This window comes from Streptomyces daliensis (genome assembly GCF_054782395.1).
In genome coordinates this window covers 159,490-177,383 of record NZ_BAAGSO010000054.1, presented here as the reverse complement: position 1 = coordinate 177,383, position 17,894 = coordinate 159,490, and the positions used below count along the sequence as shown (strand labels likewise).

At 70.7% G+C, this 17,894-nt stretch carries 9 protein-coding genes, 1 tRNA gene and 1 rRNA gene; 10 read left to right on the top strand and 1 reads right to left on the bottom strand.

Features of this window, described 5'->3' with window-relative positions; all coding sequences use genetic code 11:
• From rrf to ACYVOO_RS11615, 3 genes are all read left to right on the top strand, one after another.
• A 5S ribosomal RNA gene (gene rrf, locus ACYVOO_RS11625) occupies positions 1-75 on the top strand; the annotation flags it as partial.
• Between the two features lie 105 nt (positions 76-180).
• Positions 181-876 carry a DegT/DnrJ/EryC1/StrS family aminotransferase gene (locus ACYVOO_RS11620; RefSeq protein ID WP_461015563.1) on the top strand — a complete coding sequence of 232 codons (696 nt, stop codon included), beginning with the start codon at positions 181-183 and terminating at the stop codon, positions 874-876.
• 91 nt (positions 877-967) lie between these two features.
• Positions 968-1,040, top strand: a tRNA-Thr gene (locus ACYVOO_RS11615).
• A 73-nt stretch (positions 1,041-1,113) separates the two neighbouring features.
• Here ACYVOO_RS11615 and ACYVOO_RS11610 read toward each other — a convergent pair.
• A complete protein-coding gene (locus ACYVOO_RS11610; protein ID WP_461015571.1) occupies positions 1,114-3,729 on the bottom strand; it encodes a SpoIIE family protein phosphatase in 2,616 nt (871 codons plus the stop codon).
• 368 nt (positions 3,730-4,097) lie between these two features.
• On the opposite strand from ACYVOO_RS11610, the gene ACYVOO_RS11605 reads away from it, so the two are divergent.
• The 7 genes from ACYVOO_RS11605 to ACYVOO_RS11575 all read left to right on the top strand — a co-directional run bounded on the left by ACYVOO_RS11605 (position 4,098) and on the right by ACYVOO_RS11575 (position 17,764).
• Positions 4,098-9,758, top strand: coding sequence for a HAMP domain-containing protein (locus ACYVOO_RS11605; protein ID WP_461015562.1), 5,661 nt, complete (start codon positions 4,098-4,100; stop codon positions 9,756-9,758).
• Positions 9,759-10,005: 247 nt separating this feature from the next.
• The gene (locus tag ACYVOO_RS11600; protein ID WP_453346747.1) at positions 10,006-10,701 is read left to right on the top strand and encodes a response regulator; all 696 of its coding nucleotides are present in this window, start codon (positions 10,006-10,008) and stop codon (positions 10,699-10,701) included.
• A 258-nt stretch (positions 10,702-10,959) separates the two neighbouring features.
• Positions 10,960-13,755: a DNA translocase FtsK gene (locus tag ACYVOO_RS11595; RefSeq protein ID WP_461015561.1), complete on the top strand. Its 2,796-nt coding sequence runs from the start codon at positions 10,960-10,962 to the stop codon at positions 13,753-13,755.
• Positions 13,756-13,944: 189 nt separating this feature from the next.
• Complete coding sequence (locus tag ACYVOO_RS11590; protein ID WP_461015560.1) at positions 13,945-14,760, top strand: helix-turn-helix domain-containing protein; 816 nt, start codon at positions 13,945-13,947, stop codon at positions 14,758-14,760.
• Between the two features lie 93 nt (positions 14,761-14,853).
• Positions 14,854-16,434, top strand: coding sequence for a 30S ribosomal protein S12 methylthiotransferase RimO (gene rimO, locus ACYVOO_RS11585; protein ID WP_461015559.1), 1,581 nt, complete (start codon positions 14,854-14,856; stop codon positions 16,432-16,434).
• Entirely contained in the window at positions 16,431-17,183 is a 753-nt protein-coding gene (gene pgsA, locus ACYVOO_RS11580; RefSeq protein WP_461015558.1) for a CDP-diacylglycerol--glycerol-3-phosphate 3-phosphatidyltransferase, read from the top strand. The genes rimO and pgsA overlap by 4 nt, the downstream gene beginning before the upstream one ends.
• A gap of 14 nt (positions 17,184-17,197) precedes the next feature.
• A complete protein-coding gene (locus tag ACYVOO_RS11575) occupies positions 17,198-17,764 on the top strand; it encodes a CinA family protein (protein WP_461015570.1) in 567 nt (188 codons plus the stop codon).
• Positions 17,765-17,894: the final 130 nt, after the last annotated feature.

Genomic DNA, 17,894 nt, shown 5'->3' with positions numbered 1-17,894 from the left:
AACCCGGAAGCTAAGCCTTTCAGCGCCGATGGTACTGCATGCGGGAGCGTGTGGGAGAGTAGGACGCCGCCGAACTCCTTTTGAAGAAAAGCCGTGGTCCCTGAACAGTTTGGTTCAGGGACCACGGCTTTTTTGCGTCGCTTTACCCGGAGTTCACGTGGCGTGGACAACATCCGCGACATGGGGACGACACAGACGGCACAGTTGATTGCCGCAGGAGCAAGCGTCGGGGACGAGGTCGTACTGCCGGCCTTCGGAGGTGCGGAGGCCGCCGAGGCTGTGCGTCAGACCGGGGCGCGGCCCGTCTTCGCCGACATCGATCCGAAGAACTTCTGCCTGGACCCCAAGGCCGCGGAGGCCGCGGTCACGGACCGGACCGTCGCCATCGCGCCCGTCCACCTCTTCGGGCACCCGGCCGACATGGTCTGTCTGCTGGAGCTGGCGCAGCGCGCCGGGCTCCAGATCGTCGAGTTCGGGGCCATGCCACCGGTGATCGCCGTCGACGCTGTACGGCGCCGTCAGCACGCCGCCTACCTCGACCGCAGGCTCTCCGGCGTGGTCAAGCCCTCGGTGGCCCAGGGGGTGGAGCACGCGTACACGGAGTACGTGGTACGGGTGCCCGGCAACGGCCGCCCCGACCGGGACGCCTTCAAGCGGGCGCTGCGGGCGCGCGGCGTCGAATGCCACGTACCGGTGAAGACTCCCGCGCACCGGATGCCGGAGTACCGCTGCGACGTCCATCTGCCGGAGACCGAGCGGGCCGCGGACGAGACGCTGGCGCTGCCCGTGCGCGCTTCGCTGACGAAGCGTGAGCTGCACCGGATCGTGTCCGCCTGCAACGCCCTCGGCGGTCTCCTCATGGAGCCCGCCTGCTGAACCGACGAGTCAGACGGGCCAACTGACGGGCCGGGGCAGCCGGTCGCAAGCACCCTGCGGTGTCGGGTAAGATCTATTCCGCTGACCGCACGCCCCAATAGCTCAGTCGGCAGAGCGTCTCCATGGTAAGGAGAAGGTCAACGGTTCGATTCCGTTTTGGGGCTCAGTACACGTGATGTACGCGTGAGTTGAGAAAGGCCCCCGCCAATTGGCGGGGGCCTTTCTCGTCTTCCGGGGCTATTCGGGAACACGCATCGCGAGGATGGCCATGTCGTCGGAAGGCGCGTCGCTGGCGAAGCGTTCGACGGCGCGCATGATACGGGCGGCGACAGCACCCGCCGTAAGACCCGTACACGTGGTGAGAACGTCCGCGAGGCCGTCGTCGCCGAGCATGCGGGTGCCCTCGCGGCGTTCGGTGACCCCGTCGGTCACGCAGAGCAGCACATCGCCCGGGTCGAGCGTGACGTGCTGCTCGTACAGCTCCAGGTCCTCCATCACGCCCAGCAGCGGCTGCGGTTCCGCGGCGGGCTCGACGCTGCCGTCCTGGCGCAGGCGCAGCGGCAGCGGATGACCCGCGCAGACGACCTTCAGTTCCGCGCCGCCGTTCTCCTGGGGGCGCATCTCGCCGTAGAGGAGCGTGAGGAAGCGGCTGCGGGCGCCCTCGTCGAGGATGGCGGTGTTCAGGCGCTCCAGCACGGCGGGCCCGCCCAGGCCCTCGCGGGCGAGCAGGCGCAGCGCGTGGCGGGCCAGTCCGGTGACGGCCGCCGCTTCGGGCCCTGTGCCGCAGACGTCGCCGATGGCGAAACCGTAGGTGCCGTCGCTGATCTCGAAGAGGTCGTAGAAGTCGCCGCCGACCTCGTTGCCCTCTCCTGCCGCGCGGTAGATGACGTCGACCTCGACGCCGCCGCTGACCTCGGGCAGCTCGGGCGGCAGCAGGCTGCGCTGGAGGGACTGGCTGATGGCCGTGCGCTCCGAGTACAGGCGGGCGTTGTCGAGGGCGAGGGCGGCCCTGCGGGAGAGGTCCTCGGCCAGCTCCAGGATCTCCTGGCGGAAGCGTTCGTCGGTGGGCTTGCCCAGGGTGAGCATGCCGATGACGCGGTTGCGTGCGACGAGCGGCAGGACCACGGTCTCGCCGCCGACAGCGGCTGCCGTGGCGAGCGTCGCGCCGGGAGTCAGATGGTGATCTTCCTCACCCATGACGACGCTGCGCAGCGAGGTGCGCAGCGCGGCGGAGTGGGCCGCGTCCGAGGGGGCCGTCCACACGCGGGCGCCCGGCGCCGGGACGGGGTCGGGGGGCTCGACCTTGGAGAGCAGGGCCTTGAGGTTGTCGATGCGGTCCTCGTCCTCGTGCAGGACGTAGGAGAGCTTGGGGTCCGAGCCCTGGTCGGCGACGGTGTAGACCGCGCACCAGGTGGCCAGCGTCGGGACCGTCATCTGGGCCATGAGGGCGAGGGTCTGGTCGCGGTCCAGGGTGCCGGCGAGCAGGTCGGACGCCTCGACGAGGAAGGAGAGGGAGCCGCGGCGCAGCCGCTCCAGCTCGGTGAGGCGGGCGCGCTCGACGGCCAGGGCGATGCGGTCGGCGGCGAACTGGAGGCGCAGCGCCTCCTCGTTCGTGTAGCGGCCCGGGGTCTCCGTGGCGACGCCCAGGGAGCCCGTGAGGCGCCCCTCCACCTTCAGGGGGACCGTGACCACCGAGCGCATGCCGGTGCCCGCGAGGAGGGGCACGGCGCCGGGGACCACCGTGAGGTCCTCGTGGACGGAGGGCATGCGTGCGGAGCCGTAGCGTCCGCTGCCCGCCTCGACGGGGACGCGGGCGAAGCGCTGGCGTGCCGAGGGGAGCCCGGTGGAGGCGCGGACCTCCAGCTCGGTCTCGTCGTCGGTGGCGAGCAGCAGGTAGGCGGCGTCGCCGTCGAGCATGTCGCGGGCGCGCTCGACGGTGCGCTGGAGGAGTCCGTCCAGGTCATCGGGGGCCGGGGAGCCGATGAAGACCTCGAACGGGTCGGCGGAGCGCTCGGGGGAGCTGCCCTGGGAGGCGGCGTCCGGCGCCGGGGTGCGCGGGGGCGACTGGAGCACGGCGCGCTCGCGGTCGCGCACCAGGAGGCAGATGGTGGAGGGCTCGCCGTCGCTGTCGCGTACGCGCAGGTGGGAGGCGTAGACGGGGATCGTACGGCCGTCGGCGCCGCGTACTCCGTAGGAGCCCTCCCAGCGGGAGAGCTGGAGGGCCTCGGCGATGCCGGTGCCGGTGCCGGGGGTGTGGGGCCAGGCGGCGAGGTCGGAGAGGGGCTTGCCGACGACCTTGTCCGCCGGATAGCCGAACAGCTCCTGGGCGCCCTCGTTCCACGCGGAGATGGCGCCGGTGCGGTCGATCTGGATGACGCCGACATGGATGCGGGCATCGGTGACGGGCAGCGCCGAGTCCGGGAGGGCCGGTCCTGCGGAGCGGGCGCCCACGGGCCGCTCAGGCAGGTCCAGGCGGAACCAGACGCGCTTGTCGGCCGCCGTGTAGTCCACGCCCCAGCGGGTGGCCAGCGCGGCGCACAGCAGCAGCCCACGGCCTCCCTCGCGGTCCGGGTTGGCGATGATCTGGCCGGGGTCCTGGAGGGGCAGCTCACGCTCGGGGTAGCGGTCGACGACCTCGATGCGGACGCCGTCCTCGTCGCGGAGGCAGAGGACCTCGGCCGCCGTGCCCGCGTGGACGACGGCGTTGGTGACCAGTTCGCTGGTGAGGACGACGGCGTCGTCCACGATGTCGCCGAGGCCCCAGCCCTGGAGGGTGTCCCGGACGAAGGCCCGTGCCGTCGCGACGGAGCGCCCGACCGGCTCAAAGGTGGCCGCAGCCCGCGCGGTGATCACTGGTCTCCCCATCGGTGTCTGGTCACTGCCTGTGCGCACCGGTGTGCGCTGGGCGGCGACAGTGGTGATCTGCCTCCGCTCGGCGCCCTGCTTTTGCGTCACCGCAGCGCCTCTCCGTTGCTTCGTGCTCACGCGGCTGCCCTTGTGCTCCCGGCCCGGCGGACCGGGGCGGATGGACAGCCGGATGCCAGGTTACTTACGTTCGCTGTATGCGCGGGTGCCGGATGCCGGTGTTTTCCCTTCCGGCCGGGCGGAGAGCGGTGTGCCATGCTGCCGAACTGTTATCGCCTGGTTCGGGCAGGGTGAAACACTGGGAAGGCTCGAAGTAAATGCCCGGGTAGGACGGTCGACCCTACGGGAGGGACACGGTGGAGTCTGGCGCAGCGGCGCGTAGCACAAACACGCGCGCGAAGGGCGGACGCTCCCGGAAGAACGGGACGATCGAGGTGGACGCCGCTGCCGTCAATAGGTTGTTGACGGCTCTGGTGTCCATGCGCGACGGCAACTTCCGAAAGCGTCTTACCGTCACCGGCGACGGGCCGATGGCGGAGATCGCGGCTGTCTTCAATGAGGTCGCGGATCAGAATTTGCATCTGACGGGAGAGCTGGCGCGCGTCCGCCGGGTCGTCGGACGTGAGGGAAAACTCACGGAACGGCTGGAGACCGGTACCTGCGAGGGCTCGTGGGCCTCGGCGATCGACGCGGCGAACGCGCTGGTCGACGATCTGGTGCGCCCGGTGTCCGAGGTCGGCAGGGTGCTGTCCGCGGTCGCCGACGGTGACCTGGAGCAGCGCATGGACCTGCGCTCCCGTGGCTCGGACGGCGCCGGGCATCCGCTGCGGGGCGAGTTCCTGAAGGTGGGCCGTACGGTCAACGGGCTCGTCGACCAGCTCTCGACGTTCACCGACGAGGTGACGCGCGTCGCGAGCGAGGTCGGCACGGAGGGCAAGCTGGGCGGGCAGGCGCGGGTGCGCGGCATGTCCGGTTCCTGGAAGGACCTCACGGACTCCGTCAACACGATGGCGTCCCGGCTGACGGCGCAGGTGCGCGACATCGCACTCGTGACGACGGCCGTCGCCAAGGGCGACCTGTCACGCAAGGTCACGGTGCACGTGGCCGGCGAGATGCTCGAACTCAAGAACACCGTGAACACCATGGTGGACCAGCTCTCCTCCTTCCAGTCCGAGGTGACGCGCGTCGCGCGTGAGGTCGGCACCGAGGGCGAGCTGGGCGGCCAGGCGCGGGTGCAGGGCGTCGCGGGCGTCTGGAAGGACCTGACCGACTCCGTCAACCTCATGGCGGGGAACCTGACCTCCCAGGTGCGGGAGATCGCGCAGGTCACCACGGCGGTGGCCAACGGCGACCTGTCCCAGAAGATCACCGTCAACGCGCGCGGCGAGGTCGCGCAGCTCGCCGAGACCATCAACACGATGACGGAGACGCTGCGCACGTTCGCCGACGAGGTGACGCGCGCGGCGAACGAGGTCGGCACGGAGGGCGTGCTGGGCGGCCAGGCGCAGGTGCCGGGCGCGGGCGGGATCTGGAAGGACCTGACCGACTCGGTGAACACGGCCTTCCGGAACCTCACCGGGCAGGTCCGTGACATCGCGCAGGTGACGACGGCTGTGGCCAATGGTGACCTGTCGCAGAAGGTCACGGTGGATGTCTCCGGCGAGATGCTGGAGCTGAAGAACACCGTGAACACGATGGTGGACCAGCTCTCCTCGTTCGGTGCCGAAGTCACCCGCGTCGCGCGGGAGATCGGCGTCGAGGGCGAGCTGGGCGGCCAGGCGCAGGTGCCGGGCGCGGCCGGAACGTGGAAGGACCTCACCGACTCCGTCAACACGGCCTTCCGGAACCTCACGGGCCAGGTGCGCAACATCGCGCAGGTGACGACGGCTGTGGCCAATGGTGACCTGTCGCAGAAGGTCACGGTGGATGTCTCCGGCGAGATGCTCCAGCTCAAGAACACCGTGAACACGATGGTGGACCAGCTCTCCTCCTTCGCGGAGCAGGTCACCCGGATGGCCAGGGACGTGGGCACGGAGGGCCGCCTGGGCGGCCAGGCCCGCGTGGACGGGGTGTCGGGGACGTGGAAGGACCTGACCGACTCCGTCAACTTCATGGCGGGAAACCTGACGTCGCAGGTGCGTCAGATCGCGCAGGTGACCACGGCGGTGGCGCGGGGCGACCTCTCGCAGAAGATCGAGGTCGACGCGCGGGGCGAGATCCTGGAGCTGAAGAACACCATCAACACGATGGTCGACCAGCTCTCCGCGTTCGCCGAGCAGGTGACGCGCGTCGCCCGCGAGGTGGGCACGGAGGGCCGCCTGGGCGGCCAGGCGCAGGTCCCCGGGGTCGCGGGCGTGTGGCGCGATCTGACGGACTCTGTGAACGGCATGGCGGGAAACCTCACCGCGCAGGTCCGCAACATCTCCCAGGTCGCCACGGCGGTGGCGCGGGGTGACCTGAGCCAGAAGATCGACGTGGACGCGCGGGGCGAGATCCTGGAGCTGAAGACCACGCTCAACACGATGGTCGACCAGCTCTCGTCCTTCGCCGAGCAGGTCACCCGCGTGGCCCGCGAGGTGGGCACCGAGGGCATCCTCGGCGGCCAGGCGGAGGTGAAGGGTGTCTCGGGCACCTGGAAGGACCTCACGCAGTCCGTGAACTTCATGGCGAACAACCTGACCTCCCAGGTGCGCAACATCGCCGAGGTGACCACGGCCGTCGCGCAGGGCGACCTGTCCAAGAAGATCACCGTGGACGCGAAGGGCGAGGTCCTCGCGCTGGTGACGACCGTGAACACGATGGTGGAGACGCTGTCGTCGTTCGCCGAGCAGGTGACGCGGGTGGCCCGCGAGGTGGGGACCGAGGGCCAGTTGGGCGGCCAGGCGCGGGTGCGGAACGTCTCCGGCATCTGGAAGGACCTGACCGACAACGTCAACCTGATGGCCAACAACCTGACCACGCAGGTGCGTCAGATCGCCCAGGTGACCACCGCGGTCGCGAGCGGCGACCTGTCGAAGAAGGTCACCGTCGAGGCCAGCGGCGAGGTCGCGCAGCTCGCCGACACCGTCAACACGATGGTGACGACGCTGTCGTCGTTCGCCGAGCAGGTGACGCGCGTGGCCCGCGAGGTGGGCACGGACGGCGTGCTGGGCGGCCAGGCGCGGGTGGCCGGGGTCGCCGGGACGTGGAAGGACCTCACCGAGTCGGTGAACTCGATGGCGTCCAACCTCACCGGGCAGGTGCGCAACATCGCGATGGTGACGACGGCCATCGCCCGCGGTGACCTCACCAAGAAGATCGACATCGAGGCCAGCGGCGAGATCCTGGAGCTGAAGACGACCATCAACACGATGGTCGACCAGCTCTCGTCCTTCGCCGAGCAGGTGACCCGCGTGGCCCGCGAGGTGGGTACCGAGGGCCAGTTGGGCGGCCAGGCGCGCGTCACGGGCGTCGCGGGCGTCTGGAAGGACCTCACCGAGTCCGTGAACGAGATGGCGGGCAACCTGACCCGTCAGGTGCGCGCGATCGCCGAGGTGGCCACGGCGGTGACCCGCGGCGACCACAACGTGCGGATCGACGTGGAGGCCGCGGGCGAGATCCTCCAGCTCCAGGGCTACATCAACACGATGATCACCAACCTGCGCGAGACCACCCTCGCCAACCAGGAACAGGACTGGCTCAAGGGCAACCTCGCCCGCATCTCGGGCCTGATGCAGGGCCGCCGCGACCTCACGGACGTCGGCGGCCTCATCATGAGCGAGCTGACGCCGGTCGTCTCGGCGCAGCACGGCGCCTTCTTCCTCGCCGTGCCGAGCGGCGGCGAGGGCGAGGACATCGGCGCGGGAGAGGGCGAGGACGGCTCGTACGAGCTGCGCATGCTCGGCAGCTACGGCTACTCCATGGGTGTCATGCCGACGACCTTCGCGCCCGGCGAGTCCCTTGTGGGCACGGCGGCCGAGGAGAAGCGCACGATCCTGGTGGAGAACGCGCCGCCCGGCTACCTCAAGATCTCCTCGGGGCTCGGCGAGGCGCCCCCGGCGCATGTCATCGTGCTGCCGGTCGTCTTCGAGGGCACGGTCCTCGGGGTGATCGAGCTGGCCGCGTTCCAGCCCTTCACGCAGATCCAGAAGGACTTCCTCAGCCAGATCGCGGAGATGATCGCGACCAGCGTCAACACGATCAGCGTCAACACCAAGACCGAGCTGCTGCTGAGCCAGTCGCAGGAGCTGACCGAGCAGCTCAAGGAGCGCTCGGCCGAGCTGGAGAACCGGCAGAAGGCGCTCCAGGAGTCCAACGCGCAGCTCGAGGAGAAGGCCGAGCAGCTCGCGCAGACCAACAGCGACATCGAGATCAAGAACCGCGAGATCGAGGAGGCGCGCCAGGTACTGGAGGAGCGCGCCGAGCAGCTCTCGGTCTCCATGCGCTACAAGTCCGAGTTCCTGGCGAACATGTCGCACGAGCTGCGCACCCCGCTCAACTCGCTGCTCATCCTCGCCAAGCTGCTCGCTGACAACGCGGAGGGCAACCTCTCCCCGAAGCAGGTGGAGTTCGCCGAAACGATCCACGGGGCCGGATCCGACCTGCTCCAGCTCATCAACGACATCCTCGACCTGTCCAAGGTGGAGGCGGGCAAGATGGACGTCAGCCCGACCCGTATCGCGCTGGTCCAGCTCGTCGACTACGTAGAGGCCACTTTCCGGCCGCTGACGGCGGAGAAGGGGCTCGACTTCTCCGTACGGGTCTCGCCGGAACTGCCCGCAACGCTGCACACGGACGAGCAGCGGCTGCTCCAGGTGCTGCGCAACCTCCTGTCGAACGCGGTGAAGTTCACCGACGGGGGCGCCGTCGAACTCGTCATCCGCTCGGCGCGGGAGGACGTGCCGGACTCGATCAGGGAGCAGATGCTGGAGCACGGCTCCCTCCGGGACGCCGACTCCGATCTGGTGGCCTTCTCGGTCACCGACACCGGGATCGGCATCGCGGCGAGCAAGATGCGCGTCATCTTCGAGGCATTCAAGCAGGCGGACGGCACCACGAGCCGCAAGTACGGCGGTACGGGCCTGGGCCTGTCCATCAGCCGGGAGATCGCGCGGCTCCTGGGCGGCGAGATCTACGCGGCCAGCGAGCCGGGCCGCGGCTCCACGTTCACGCTGTACCTGCCGCTGCACCCGACGGAGCTGCCGCCGCAGGGCTACCCGCAGCTCGGCTCGGGCACCCTGGCCATCTCGGCAGCGGCCGAGTCGAGCGCCGCCGCGGCCGAGCCGGTCAGGGCGCTGCCGCCGGGGGCCGCGGGCACGGGCGCCGAGGCGGCGGCGGAGGAGCCTGGCGGGACGTCAGGAGCCGCTGAGGGCCCCGCAGGGGGCGGCGCGTACCAGGAGGGGCCGGAGGAGGACCCGCAGGACGCCGCAGCCTCGGAGGCCGAGCGCGCGGCGGCCTCGCTGGCGCGCAGGCGCCGTCAGCGCTCAGCGGAGGCCCTGGAGCGGGTGCTGCCGCCGGAGGCGCAGCCGCGCTCGCAGATGCTCCAGAACGGGCACGACGGCGGCTCAGCGGCGGCGGGCGCCGGGCGCCAGGGGCACCGGCAGGACGAGGAGTGGATGCACAGCGGCCAGGACCTGGTGGCCCCGGGGCCCGGCGGTGACTTCGGGGGTGAGAAGGTCCTCATCGTCGACGACGACATCCGCAACGTCTTCGCACTGACCAGCGTGCTGGAACAGCACGGGCTCCAGGTGCTCTACGCGGAGAACGGGCGCGAGGGCATCGAGGTGCTGGAGCAGCACGACGACGTGGCCGTGGTGCTGATGGACATCATGATGCCGGAGATGGACGGCTACGCTACGACGGCGGCGATCCGTAAGATGCCTCAGTTCGCCGGACTGCCCATCATCGCCCTCACCGCGAAGGCGATGAAGGGGGACCGGGAGAAGAGCATCGAAGCGGGCGCCTCGGACTATGTCACCAAGCCGGTGGACACGGATCACCTGCTGTCTGTCATGAAGCAGTGGATGCGCACAGGTTGATGTGACACCGTGCAGTTGACGGCCAGATGTTGACGGAGGGTGGTCAAAGACGTGTGGAAACGCGGTAAACGGGGAACCTTTTGGTCCCCCGGGACGTTTCTGCTACGTGCACAGTGACATCACGGTGACAGGGTGTGGTGGGCCGCGGGGTGCGGCTACCATGACCGGCACAAGGACGGGCGGCGGTGTGAAGGAGCCGCTCCCAGGGGCGGCGTCCGATGGGCTGCCGGGGCGAGGAGGACGGGCCATGGTGCAGAAGGCCAAGATCCTCCTGGTCGATGACCGGCCGGAGAATCTGCTCGCGCTGGAGGCCATTCTCTCCGCGCTCGATCAGACGCTGGTGCGGGCATCGTCAGGGGAGGAAGCGCTCAAAGCGCTGCTGACGGATGATTTCGCGGTCATTCTGCTGGATGTCCAGATGCCGGGCATGGACGGTTTCGAGACCGCAGCCCACATCAAGCGCCGCGAGCGCACACGGGACATCCCCATCATCTTTCTCACGGCCATCAACCATGGCCCGCACCACACCTTCCGCGGCTACGCGGCAGGCGCGGTGGACTACATCTCGAAGCCCTTCGACCCCTGGGTGCTGCGCGCCAAGGTCTCGGTCTTCGTGGAGCTGTACATGAAGAACGTGCAGCTCCGGGAGCAGGCGTCCCTGCTGCGGCTCCAGCTCGAGGGCGGCGGCCACCAGCCGGAGGCGCCCTCCGGGGACGAGGGTGAGCCGCCCGGGCTGCTCGCCGAACTCTCGGCGCGGCTCGCCGCGGTGGAGGAGCAGGCCGAGGCGCTCTCCAAACAGCTCGGCGATTCCGCCGATTCCGCCGCGGTCGCCACGGCCGCCCACCTGGAGCGCAAACTCACCGGGCTCCGCAGGGCACTTGACGCCCTGGAGCCGGGCGCGGGCGGCGGCGGCAGCTCGGCCCAGGTCCCCTCGCAGAACTGATCCCCTCCGGGCGGCCGGCGAGGCCGCCTTCCGCCCGGCCGGTGCCGGGCCCCTCGGCGTGTCTCCCCGCGAGGGGGCGCGGCGAGGGGCTCCGGCCCACGGGGCCCTCGGTCCCCCGCAGCGTCCGGCCCTGGCGGCCCACGACGCCGTCCACGCGCGTTGACGCCACGTCACCAGAGGCGCCCACCGGCCCCCTTCGCACTGCTGTGCCTCCAGGCATCCGTGCCTCAGCCGTCCGTCGGCGGTAACCTCACCACCATGGCCTCACGTACGTCCGGAACCGGAAAGGCAGCCAAGAAAGCACCCGCGAAGAAGGCTGCCGCGAAAAAGGCCCCGGCGAAGAAGGCCACCGCCAAGAAAGCACCGGCCAAGAAGCCGGGGGCCAAGGCGCCCGCCAAGCCGGCGCCCTCGCCCACCTCGGGCGTGCTGCGCCTGGTGCGCGGCGTCTGGCTCGGCACCGCGCACGGCGTCGGTGCCCTGTTCCGCGGGATAGGACGCAGCACCAAGGGCCTCGACCCGGCGCACCGCAAGGACGGGCTGGCGCTGCTCCTTCTCGGCCTCGGCCTGATCGTCGCCGCCGGCACCTGGTCCAACCTCCAGGGACCGGTCGGCGACCTCGTCGAGATGCTCATCACCGGCGCCTTCGGACGGCTCGACCTCGTCGTGCCCATACTGCTCGGCGTGATCTCCGTACGGCTGATCCGGCACCCGGAGAAGCCGGAGGCCAACGGACGTATCGTCATCGGGCTCTCCGCGCTCGTCATCGGCGTTCTCGGGCTCGTCCACCTGGGCTGCGGCGCGCCAGGGCGGGGCGAGGGGATCGGCGCCATACAGGACGCGGGCGGCCTGATCGGCTGGGCCGCCTCCCGGCCGCTGGTCTTCACGGTCGGCGACGTGCTCGCGGTGCCCCTGCTCGTCCTCGTCACCGTCTTCGGGCTGCTGGTCGTCACCGCCACGCCCGTCAACGCCATTCCGCGGCGGCTGCGTGCCCTGGGCGTGCGGCTCGGCGTGGTGACGCCGGGCCCTGAGGAGACGGCCGCCGCGTACGACGACGCCGAGGACGGCGCCGAAACCGGCTCCCGTGGCGGACAGCGGCACAGCATGCGTAAGGACCACCTCGACCCCGCGCTCGCGGAGAAGGAGGCGCTGGACAGCCGTCGCGCGGCCCGCAAGGGCGGCAGGAGCCGTCGCGCGGCCGGGGCGCCGGGCCAGGACCCGCTGCCCGCCTCCGGCTCCTCGGACGCGGTGGACGTCGCCACCGCCGCCGCGGCGGCCCTGGACGGCGCCGTGCTGCACGGCGTGCAGCCTTCCCCGCTCGTCGCCGACCTCACCAGCGGGGTGTCGGCCGAGCGCAGGAGAGCCGCGCGGGACGGGGAGCCGGACGCTCACGGCTCATCCGGCGGCTCATCCGGGTCCGGGTCGTCCGGTTCCGGTGCGGACCGGGGCCCGACCGTGCCCGGGGCGCGCGGCGAGGAGGAGCCCACCGAGCGCACGCCCGTACCCGATCTGACGAAAGCCGCCGCGCCGCCGGACCCCGAGAGCCTGCCCCCGCGCGCCGAGCAGCTCCAGTTGCGCGGCGACATCACGTACGCGCTGCCCTCCCTCGACCTGCTGGAGCGCGGCGGCCCCGGACGCACGCGCAGCGCCGCCAACGACGAGGTCGTCGCGTCGCTGTCCACGGTCTTCACCGAGTTCAAGGTGGACGCGGCCGTCACGGGCTTCACCCGGGGCCCGACCGTCACGCGCTACGAGATCGAGCTGGGCCCCGGCGTCAAGGTCGAGAAGATCACCGCGCTCGCCAAGAACATCGCGTACGCCGTGGCCAGCCCCGATGTGCGGATCATCAACCCGATCCCCGGCAAGTCCGCCGTCGGCATCGAGATCCCCAACAGCGACCGCGAGATGGTCAACCTGGGGGACATCCTGCGGTCGGCCGAGTCGTCGGGCGACGATCACCCGCTGCTCGTCGGGCTCGGCAAGGACGTCGAAGGGGGGTACGTCTCGGCCAATCTCGCGAAGATGCCGCACATCCTGGTCGCGGGCGCCACCGGCTCCGGCAAGTCGTCGTGCATCAACTGCCTCATCACCTCCGTGATGGCCCGCGCCACCCCGGAGGACGTGCGGATGGTGCTGGTGGACCCCAAGCGCGTGGAGCTGACCGCGTACGAGGGCATCCCGCACCTGATCACGCCCATCATCACCAACCCCAAGAAGGCCGCCGAGGCCCTCCAGTGGGTCGTGCGCGAGATGGACCTGCGCTACGACGACCTGGCCGCGTTCGGCTACCGCCACATCGACGACTTCAACGCCGCCGTACGCAGCGGCAAGGCCAAGGCGCCCGAGGGCAGCGAACGCGAGCTGGCTCCGTACCCGTATCTGCTGGTCATCGTGGACGAGCTGGCCGACCTGATGATGGTGGCGCCGCGTGACGTGGAGGACGCGATCGTCCGCATCACCCAGTTGGCCCGCGCCGCGGGCATCCACCTGGTGCTGGCCACCCAGCGGCCCTCGGTGGACGTCGTCACCGGCCTGATCAAGGCGAACGTCCCCTCCCGCCTGGCCTTCTCCACCTCCTCGCTGGCCGACAGCCGCGTCATCCTCGACCAGCCGGGCGCCGAGAAGCTCATCGGCAAGGGCGACGGGCTCTACCTCCCGATGGGCGCGAGCAAACCCACCCGTATGCAGGGCGCCTACGTCACGGAGGACGAGGTCAGCGGGGTCGTCGAGCACTGCAAGGCGCAGATGACGCCCGTCTTCCGCGAGGACGTCACCGTCGGGCAGGGGCAGAAGAAGGAGATCGACGAGGAGATCGGCGACGATCTGGACCTGCTGTGCCAGGCGGCGGAGCTGGTGGTCTCCACCCAGTTCGGATCGACCTCGATGCTCCAGCGCAAGCTGCGGGTGGGTTTCGCCAAGGCGGGACGGCTCATGGACCTGATGGAGTCACGTGGCGTGGTCGGGCCCAGTGAGGGGTCCAAGGCGCGGGACGTGCTGGTCAAGCCCGATGAATTGGAGGGCGTGCTCGCGGTGATCCGGGGGGAGACTCACCCGTAAGGGTCAGCGAGGCAACCGTTTCCTCAGTCGATACGTCAAGTTGAGGAAGGAAGCGGCCGGAAGTGACACCGTCAGGCGGTATGGCAATCCTGATGGCGGACAAACTCGGTCCGCCCGCTTGCCCCACCCTTTTGCAACGGCCCTAGACTGAACCTCCAGCAGGTGGCTACACGCTCGAAAGGCGCCCCCGTGTCCATCGGCAACTCCCCGGAAGAGGACCGGCCATCGGTCGGTCGAGCCCTCCAACAGGCCCGAATCGACGCACGGCTGACCGTGGACGAGGTCAGTACGTCCACCCGCGTGCGCGTGCCCATAGTGCAGGCGATCGAGGAGGACGACTTCTCCCGGTGCGGCGGCGATGTCTACGCCCGCGGGCACATCCGCACCCTCGCCCGTGCCGTCGGACTCGACGGCGACGCACTCGTGGAGCAGTTCGACTCCGAGCACGGCGGGCGCCCAAAACCCACGGCCCCTGCGACGCTCTTCGAAGCGGAACGCATCAGGCCCGAGCCGCGCCGCCCGAACTGGACGGCCGCCATGGTCGCCGCCATCGTCGCGGTGGTCGGCTTCGTCGGCTTCACGGCATTCAGCGGCGGCGGTGACGAGGGCGGCGACTCGGGCAAGCCCGTCGCCGAGGACACCCCCAGCGAGCAGCCCGCCGAGAACGAGAAGGAGCCGGACGAGAGCACCGGTTCCCCCGAACCCGACCCCAAGCCCTCCGACAGCGCCATCGCCGCGGCCCCGGCCGACAAGGTGACGGTGCGCATGACCGCCGAGAAGAGCAGCTGGGTCTCCGCCAAGGACCACAACGGCCGCCTGATCCACGAGGGCGTACTGAAACAGGGCGAGTCCAAGACCCTGACCGACGACAAGCGGCTCGACCTGGTGCTCGGCAACGCGGGCGGGGTCAAGCTGTGGGTCAACGGCAAGGAGGTCAAGGACGTCGGCGAGGTCGGCCAGGTCCAGCGCGTCAGCTACACGCGGGGCGATCCGGAAGCGGGCTGAGCCCCGGCGAAAGCTCGGGCGGCGGCAGCCCCGGCGGTTCCGGCGGCAGCCCTGGCGACAGGGCGCCCTGCCGGGACAAAGTACGCTGAGTCCATGCCCGAACGCCGTACCGTCGCACTTGTCACTCTCGGCTGCGCCCGTAACGAGGTCGACTCGGAGGAGCTCGCAGGCCGCCTGGCGGCGGATGGCTGGGACCTCGTGGAGGAGGCCGCCGACGCCGATGTCGCCGTCGTCAACACCTGTGGCTTCGTCGAGGCCGCCAAGAAGGACTCCGTCGACGCCCTGCTCGAAGCCAACGATCTCAAGGACCACGGAAGAACCCAGGCCGTGGTCGCCGTGGGCTGCATGGCCGAGCGTTACGGCAAGGAGCTGGCCACAGCCCTGCCCGAGGCCGACGGCGTGCTCGGCTTCGACGACTACTCGGACATTTCCGACCGCCTCCAGACCATCCTGAGCGGCGGCGTCCACACACCCCACGTGCCCCGGGACCGGCGCAAGCTGCTGCCGGTCAGCCCCGCCGAGCGGCAGTCGGCCGGAGCCGTCGCGCTGCCGGGCCACGCACAGACCCTCGCCGAGGTTCCCGAGGTTCCCGAGGTGCCGCCCGCCGACCTCCCGGACGGGCTGGCCCCCGCCTCCGGGCCCAGGGCGCCCCTGCGGCGTCGGCTCGGGACCAGCCCGGTGGCCTCCGTGAAGCTCGCCTCGGGCTGCGACCGCCGCTGCTCGTTCTGCGCCATCCCCTCCTTCCGCGGCTCCTTCATCTCGCGCCGCCCCTCCGACGTGCTGGGGGAGACGCGCTGGCTGGCCGAGCAGGGCGTCAAGGAGGTCATGCTCGTCTCCGAGAACAACACCTCCTACGGCAAGGACCTCGGCGACATCCGGCTGCTGGAGACGCTGCTGCCCGAGCTGGCCGCGGTCGACGGCATCGAGCGTGTCCGGGTCAGTTACCTCCAGCCCGCCGAGATGCGTCCCGGACTGATCGACGTGCTCACGGGCACGGACAAGGTCGCGCCCTACTTCGACCTCTCCTTCCAGCACTCGGCGCCCGGGGTGCTGCGCGCGATGCGGCGCTTCGGCGACACCGAGCGCTTCCTCGAACTGCTCACCACCATCCGGGGCAAGGCCCCGCAGGCGGGCGTCAGGTCCAACTTCATCGTGGGCTTCCCCGGCGAGACCGAGGCGGACGTGGCCGAGCTGGAGCGCTTCCTCGGCTCCGCCGGGCTGGACGCCATCGGCGTGTTCGGCTACTCCGACGAGGAGGGCACCGAGGCCGCCGGCTACGGCGAGAAGAACGACCCGGAGGTCGTCGCCGAGCGCCTGGAGCGCGTGTCCCGGCTGGCCGAGGAGCTGACCGCGCAGCGCGCCGAGGAGCGGCTGGGCGAGACGGTCCGGGTGCTGGTCGAGTCGGTCGACGGCGACGACGGGCCCGTGGGCCGTGGCGCGCACCAGGCCCCGGAGACGGACGGGCAGATCCTGCTGGCCGCCTCCGAGGGCGAGGGCGAGGGCGCGGACGGGGGCGCCGGTGCGGGTGCCGGTGCTGGTGCGGCCTCACGGGGACAGGGACTGGTGGTCGGACGTATGGTCGAAGCGAAGGTGGTCGCGACCGAGGGGGTGGACTTGATCGCCGAGCCGCTCGGCGAGGGGGCCGAAGGGTTCAACGAGGAGGCGGGCAGATGAGCGGGGTGCCTGCCTCCGCGGCCGGAGGCGGTGCGATGGCCAAGCCGAAGGCTGCCGTGGCAGTGCGGCAGGTCAGTCTCTGGAACATCGCCAACATCCTCACGATGGTGCGGCTGCTGCTGGTGCCCGGCTTCGTGGCGCTGATGCTCTACGGCGGCGGGCACGACCCGGTGTGGCGCTCGTACGCGTGGGCCGCGTTCACCGTCGCCATGATCACCGATCTCTTCGACGGTGAGCTGGCGCGCCGCTACAACCTCGTCACCGACTTCGGGAAGATCGCCGACCCCATAGCCGACAAGGCGATCATGGGCGCGGCGCTGGTCTGCCTTTCGGCGCTGTCCGACCTGCCGTGGTGGGTGACCGGTGTCATCCTCTTCCGCGAGCTGGGCATCACGCTGATGCGGTTCTGGGTGATCCGGCACGGGGTGATCCCCGCCAGCAGGGGCGGCAAGCTGAAGACCCTGGCGCAGGGTGTCGCGGTGGGCATGTACGTGCTGGCGCTGACCGGGCCCCTGGCGACGCTGCGCTGGTGGGTCATGGCCCTGGCCGTGCTGCTGACGGTCGTGACCGGGCTCGACTACGTACGCCAGGCGCTCGTGCTGCGGCGCGTGGGGCGCGCGCGGGAGCGGGTCGCCGCGCGGATGGCGGACGCGGGTGCCGGTACGGGTACGGGTACGGGGGGCGACGCCGGGCCCGGGATCGGGTCCGGGGCCGGGGGCGAGCGGGCGCCGGGAGCGGAGCGGCCGTGACCGGGACTGAGGACGTGCGCGGCGCGGAGACCGGGGCCGGTGCGGAATCCGGTGCGGAGTCCGTGGCCGCGCGGCTGCTGGAGGAGCTGGCGCGGCGTGGGGAGACACTGGCCGTCGCGGAGTCGCTCACCGGTGGCCTGGTGGCCGCGCGGATCACGGCGGTGCCGGGAGCCTCGCGGGTCTTCCGCGGCTCCGTCACGGCGTATGCCACCCCGCTCAAACGCGACGTCCTCGGTGTGGACGGGACCCTGCTGACGGAGCGGGGCGCGGTCGACGCCGAGGTGGCCAGGCAGATGGCGGGGGGCGTGCGCAAGGCGCTGGGCGCCGACTGGGGCGTCTCCACAACCGGCGTGGCGGGCCCCGAGCCGCAGGACGGCCAGCCGGTAGGAACTGTTTTCGTGGCCGTCGCGGGGCCCGGCGGAGGTGCGCGTGCCGTGCGGCTGGCGCTGGCGGGGGACCGTTCGGCCATCCGCGCGGAATCCGTCGACAAGGTGCTCGCGCTGCTCTTCGGGGAACTCACGGAGAATGCGCGGGCACAGGATACGGAACAACCAGGGGGGAATGGATGTTTGCAGCCCTGAGTGAACACGACATCGCTCCCCGCACGGGCACAGCCCGAGGCGGTACGGTGGAGCGTGAAGGATCCAGGGAAGGATCCTGGCCCAACGGGCCAGTCGGAATCAGGCTGTGGAAGACGCCGCGCGTTGAGAG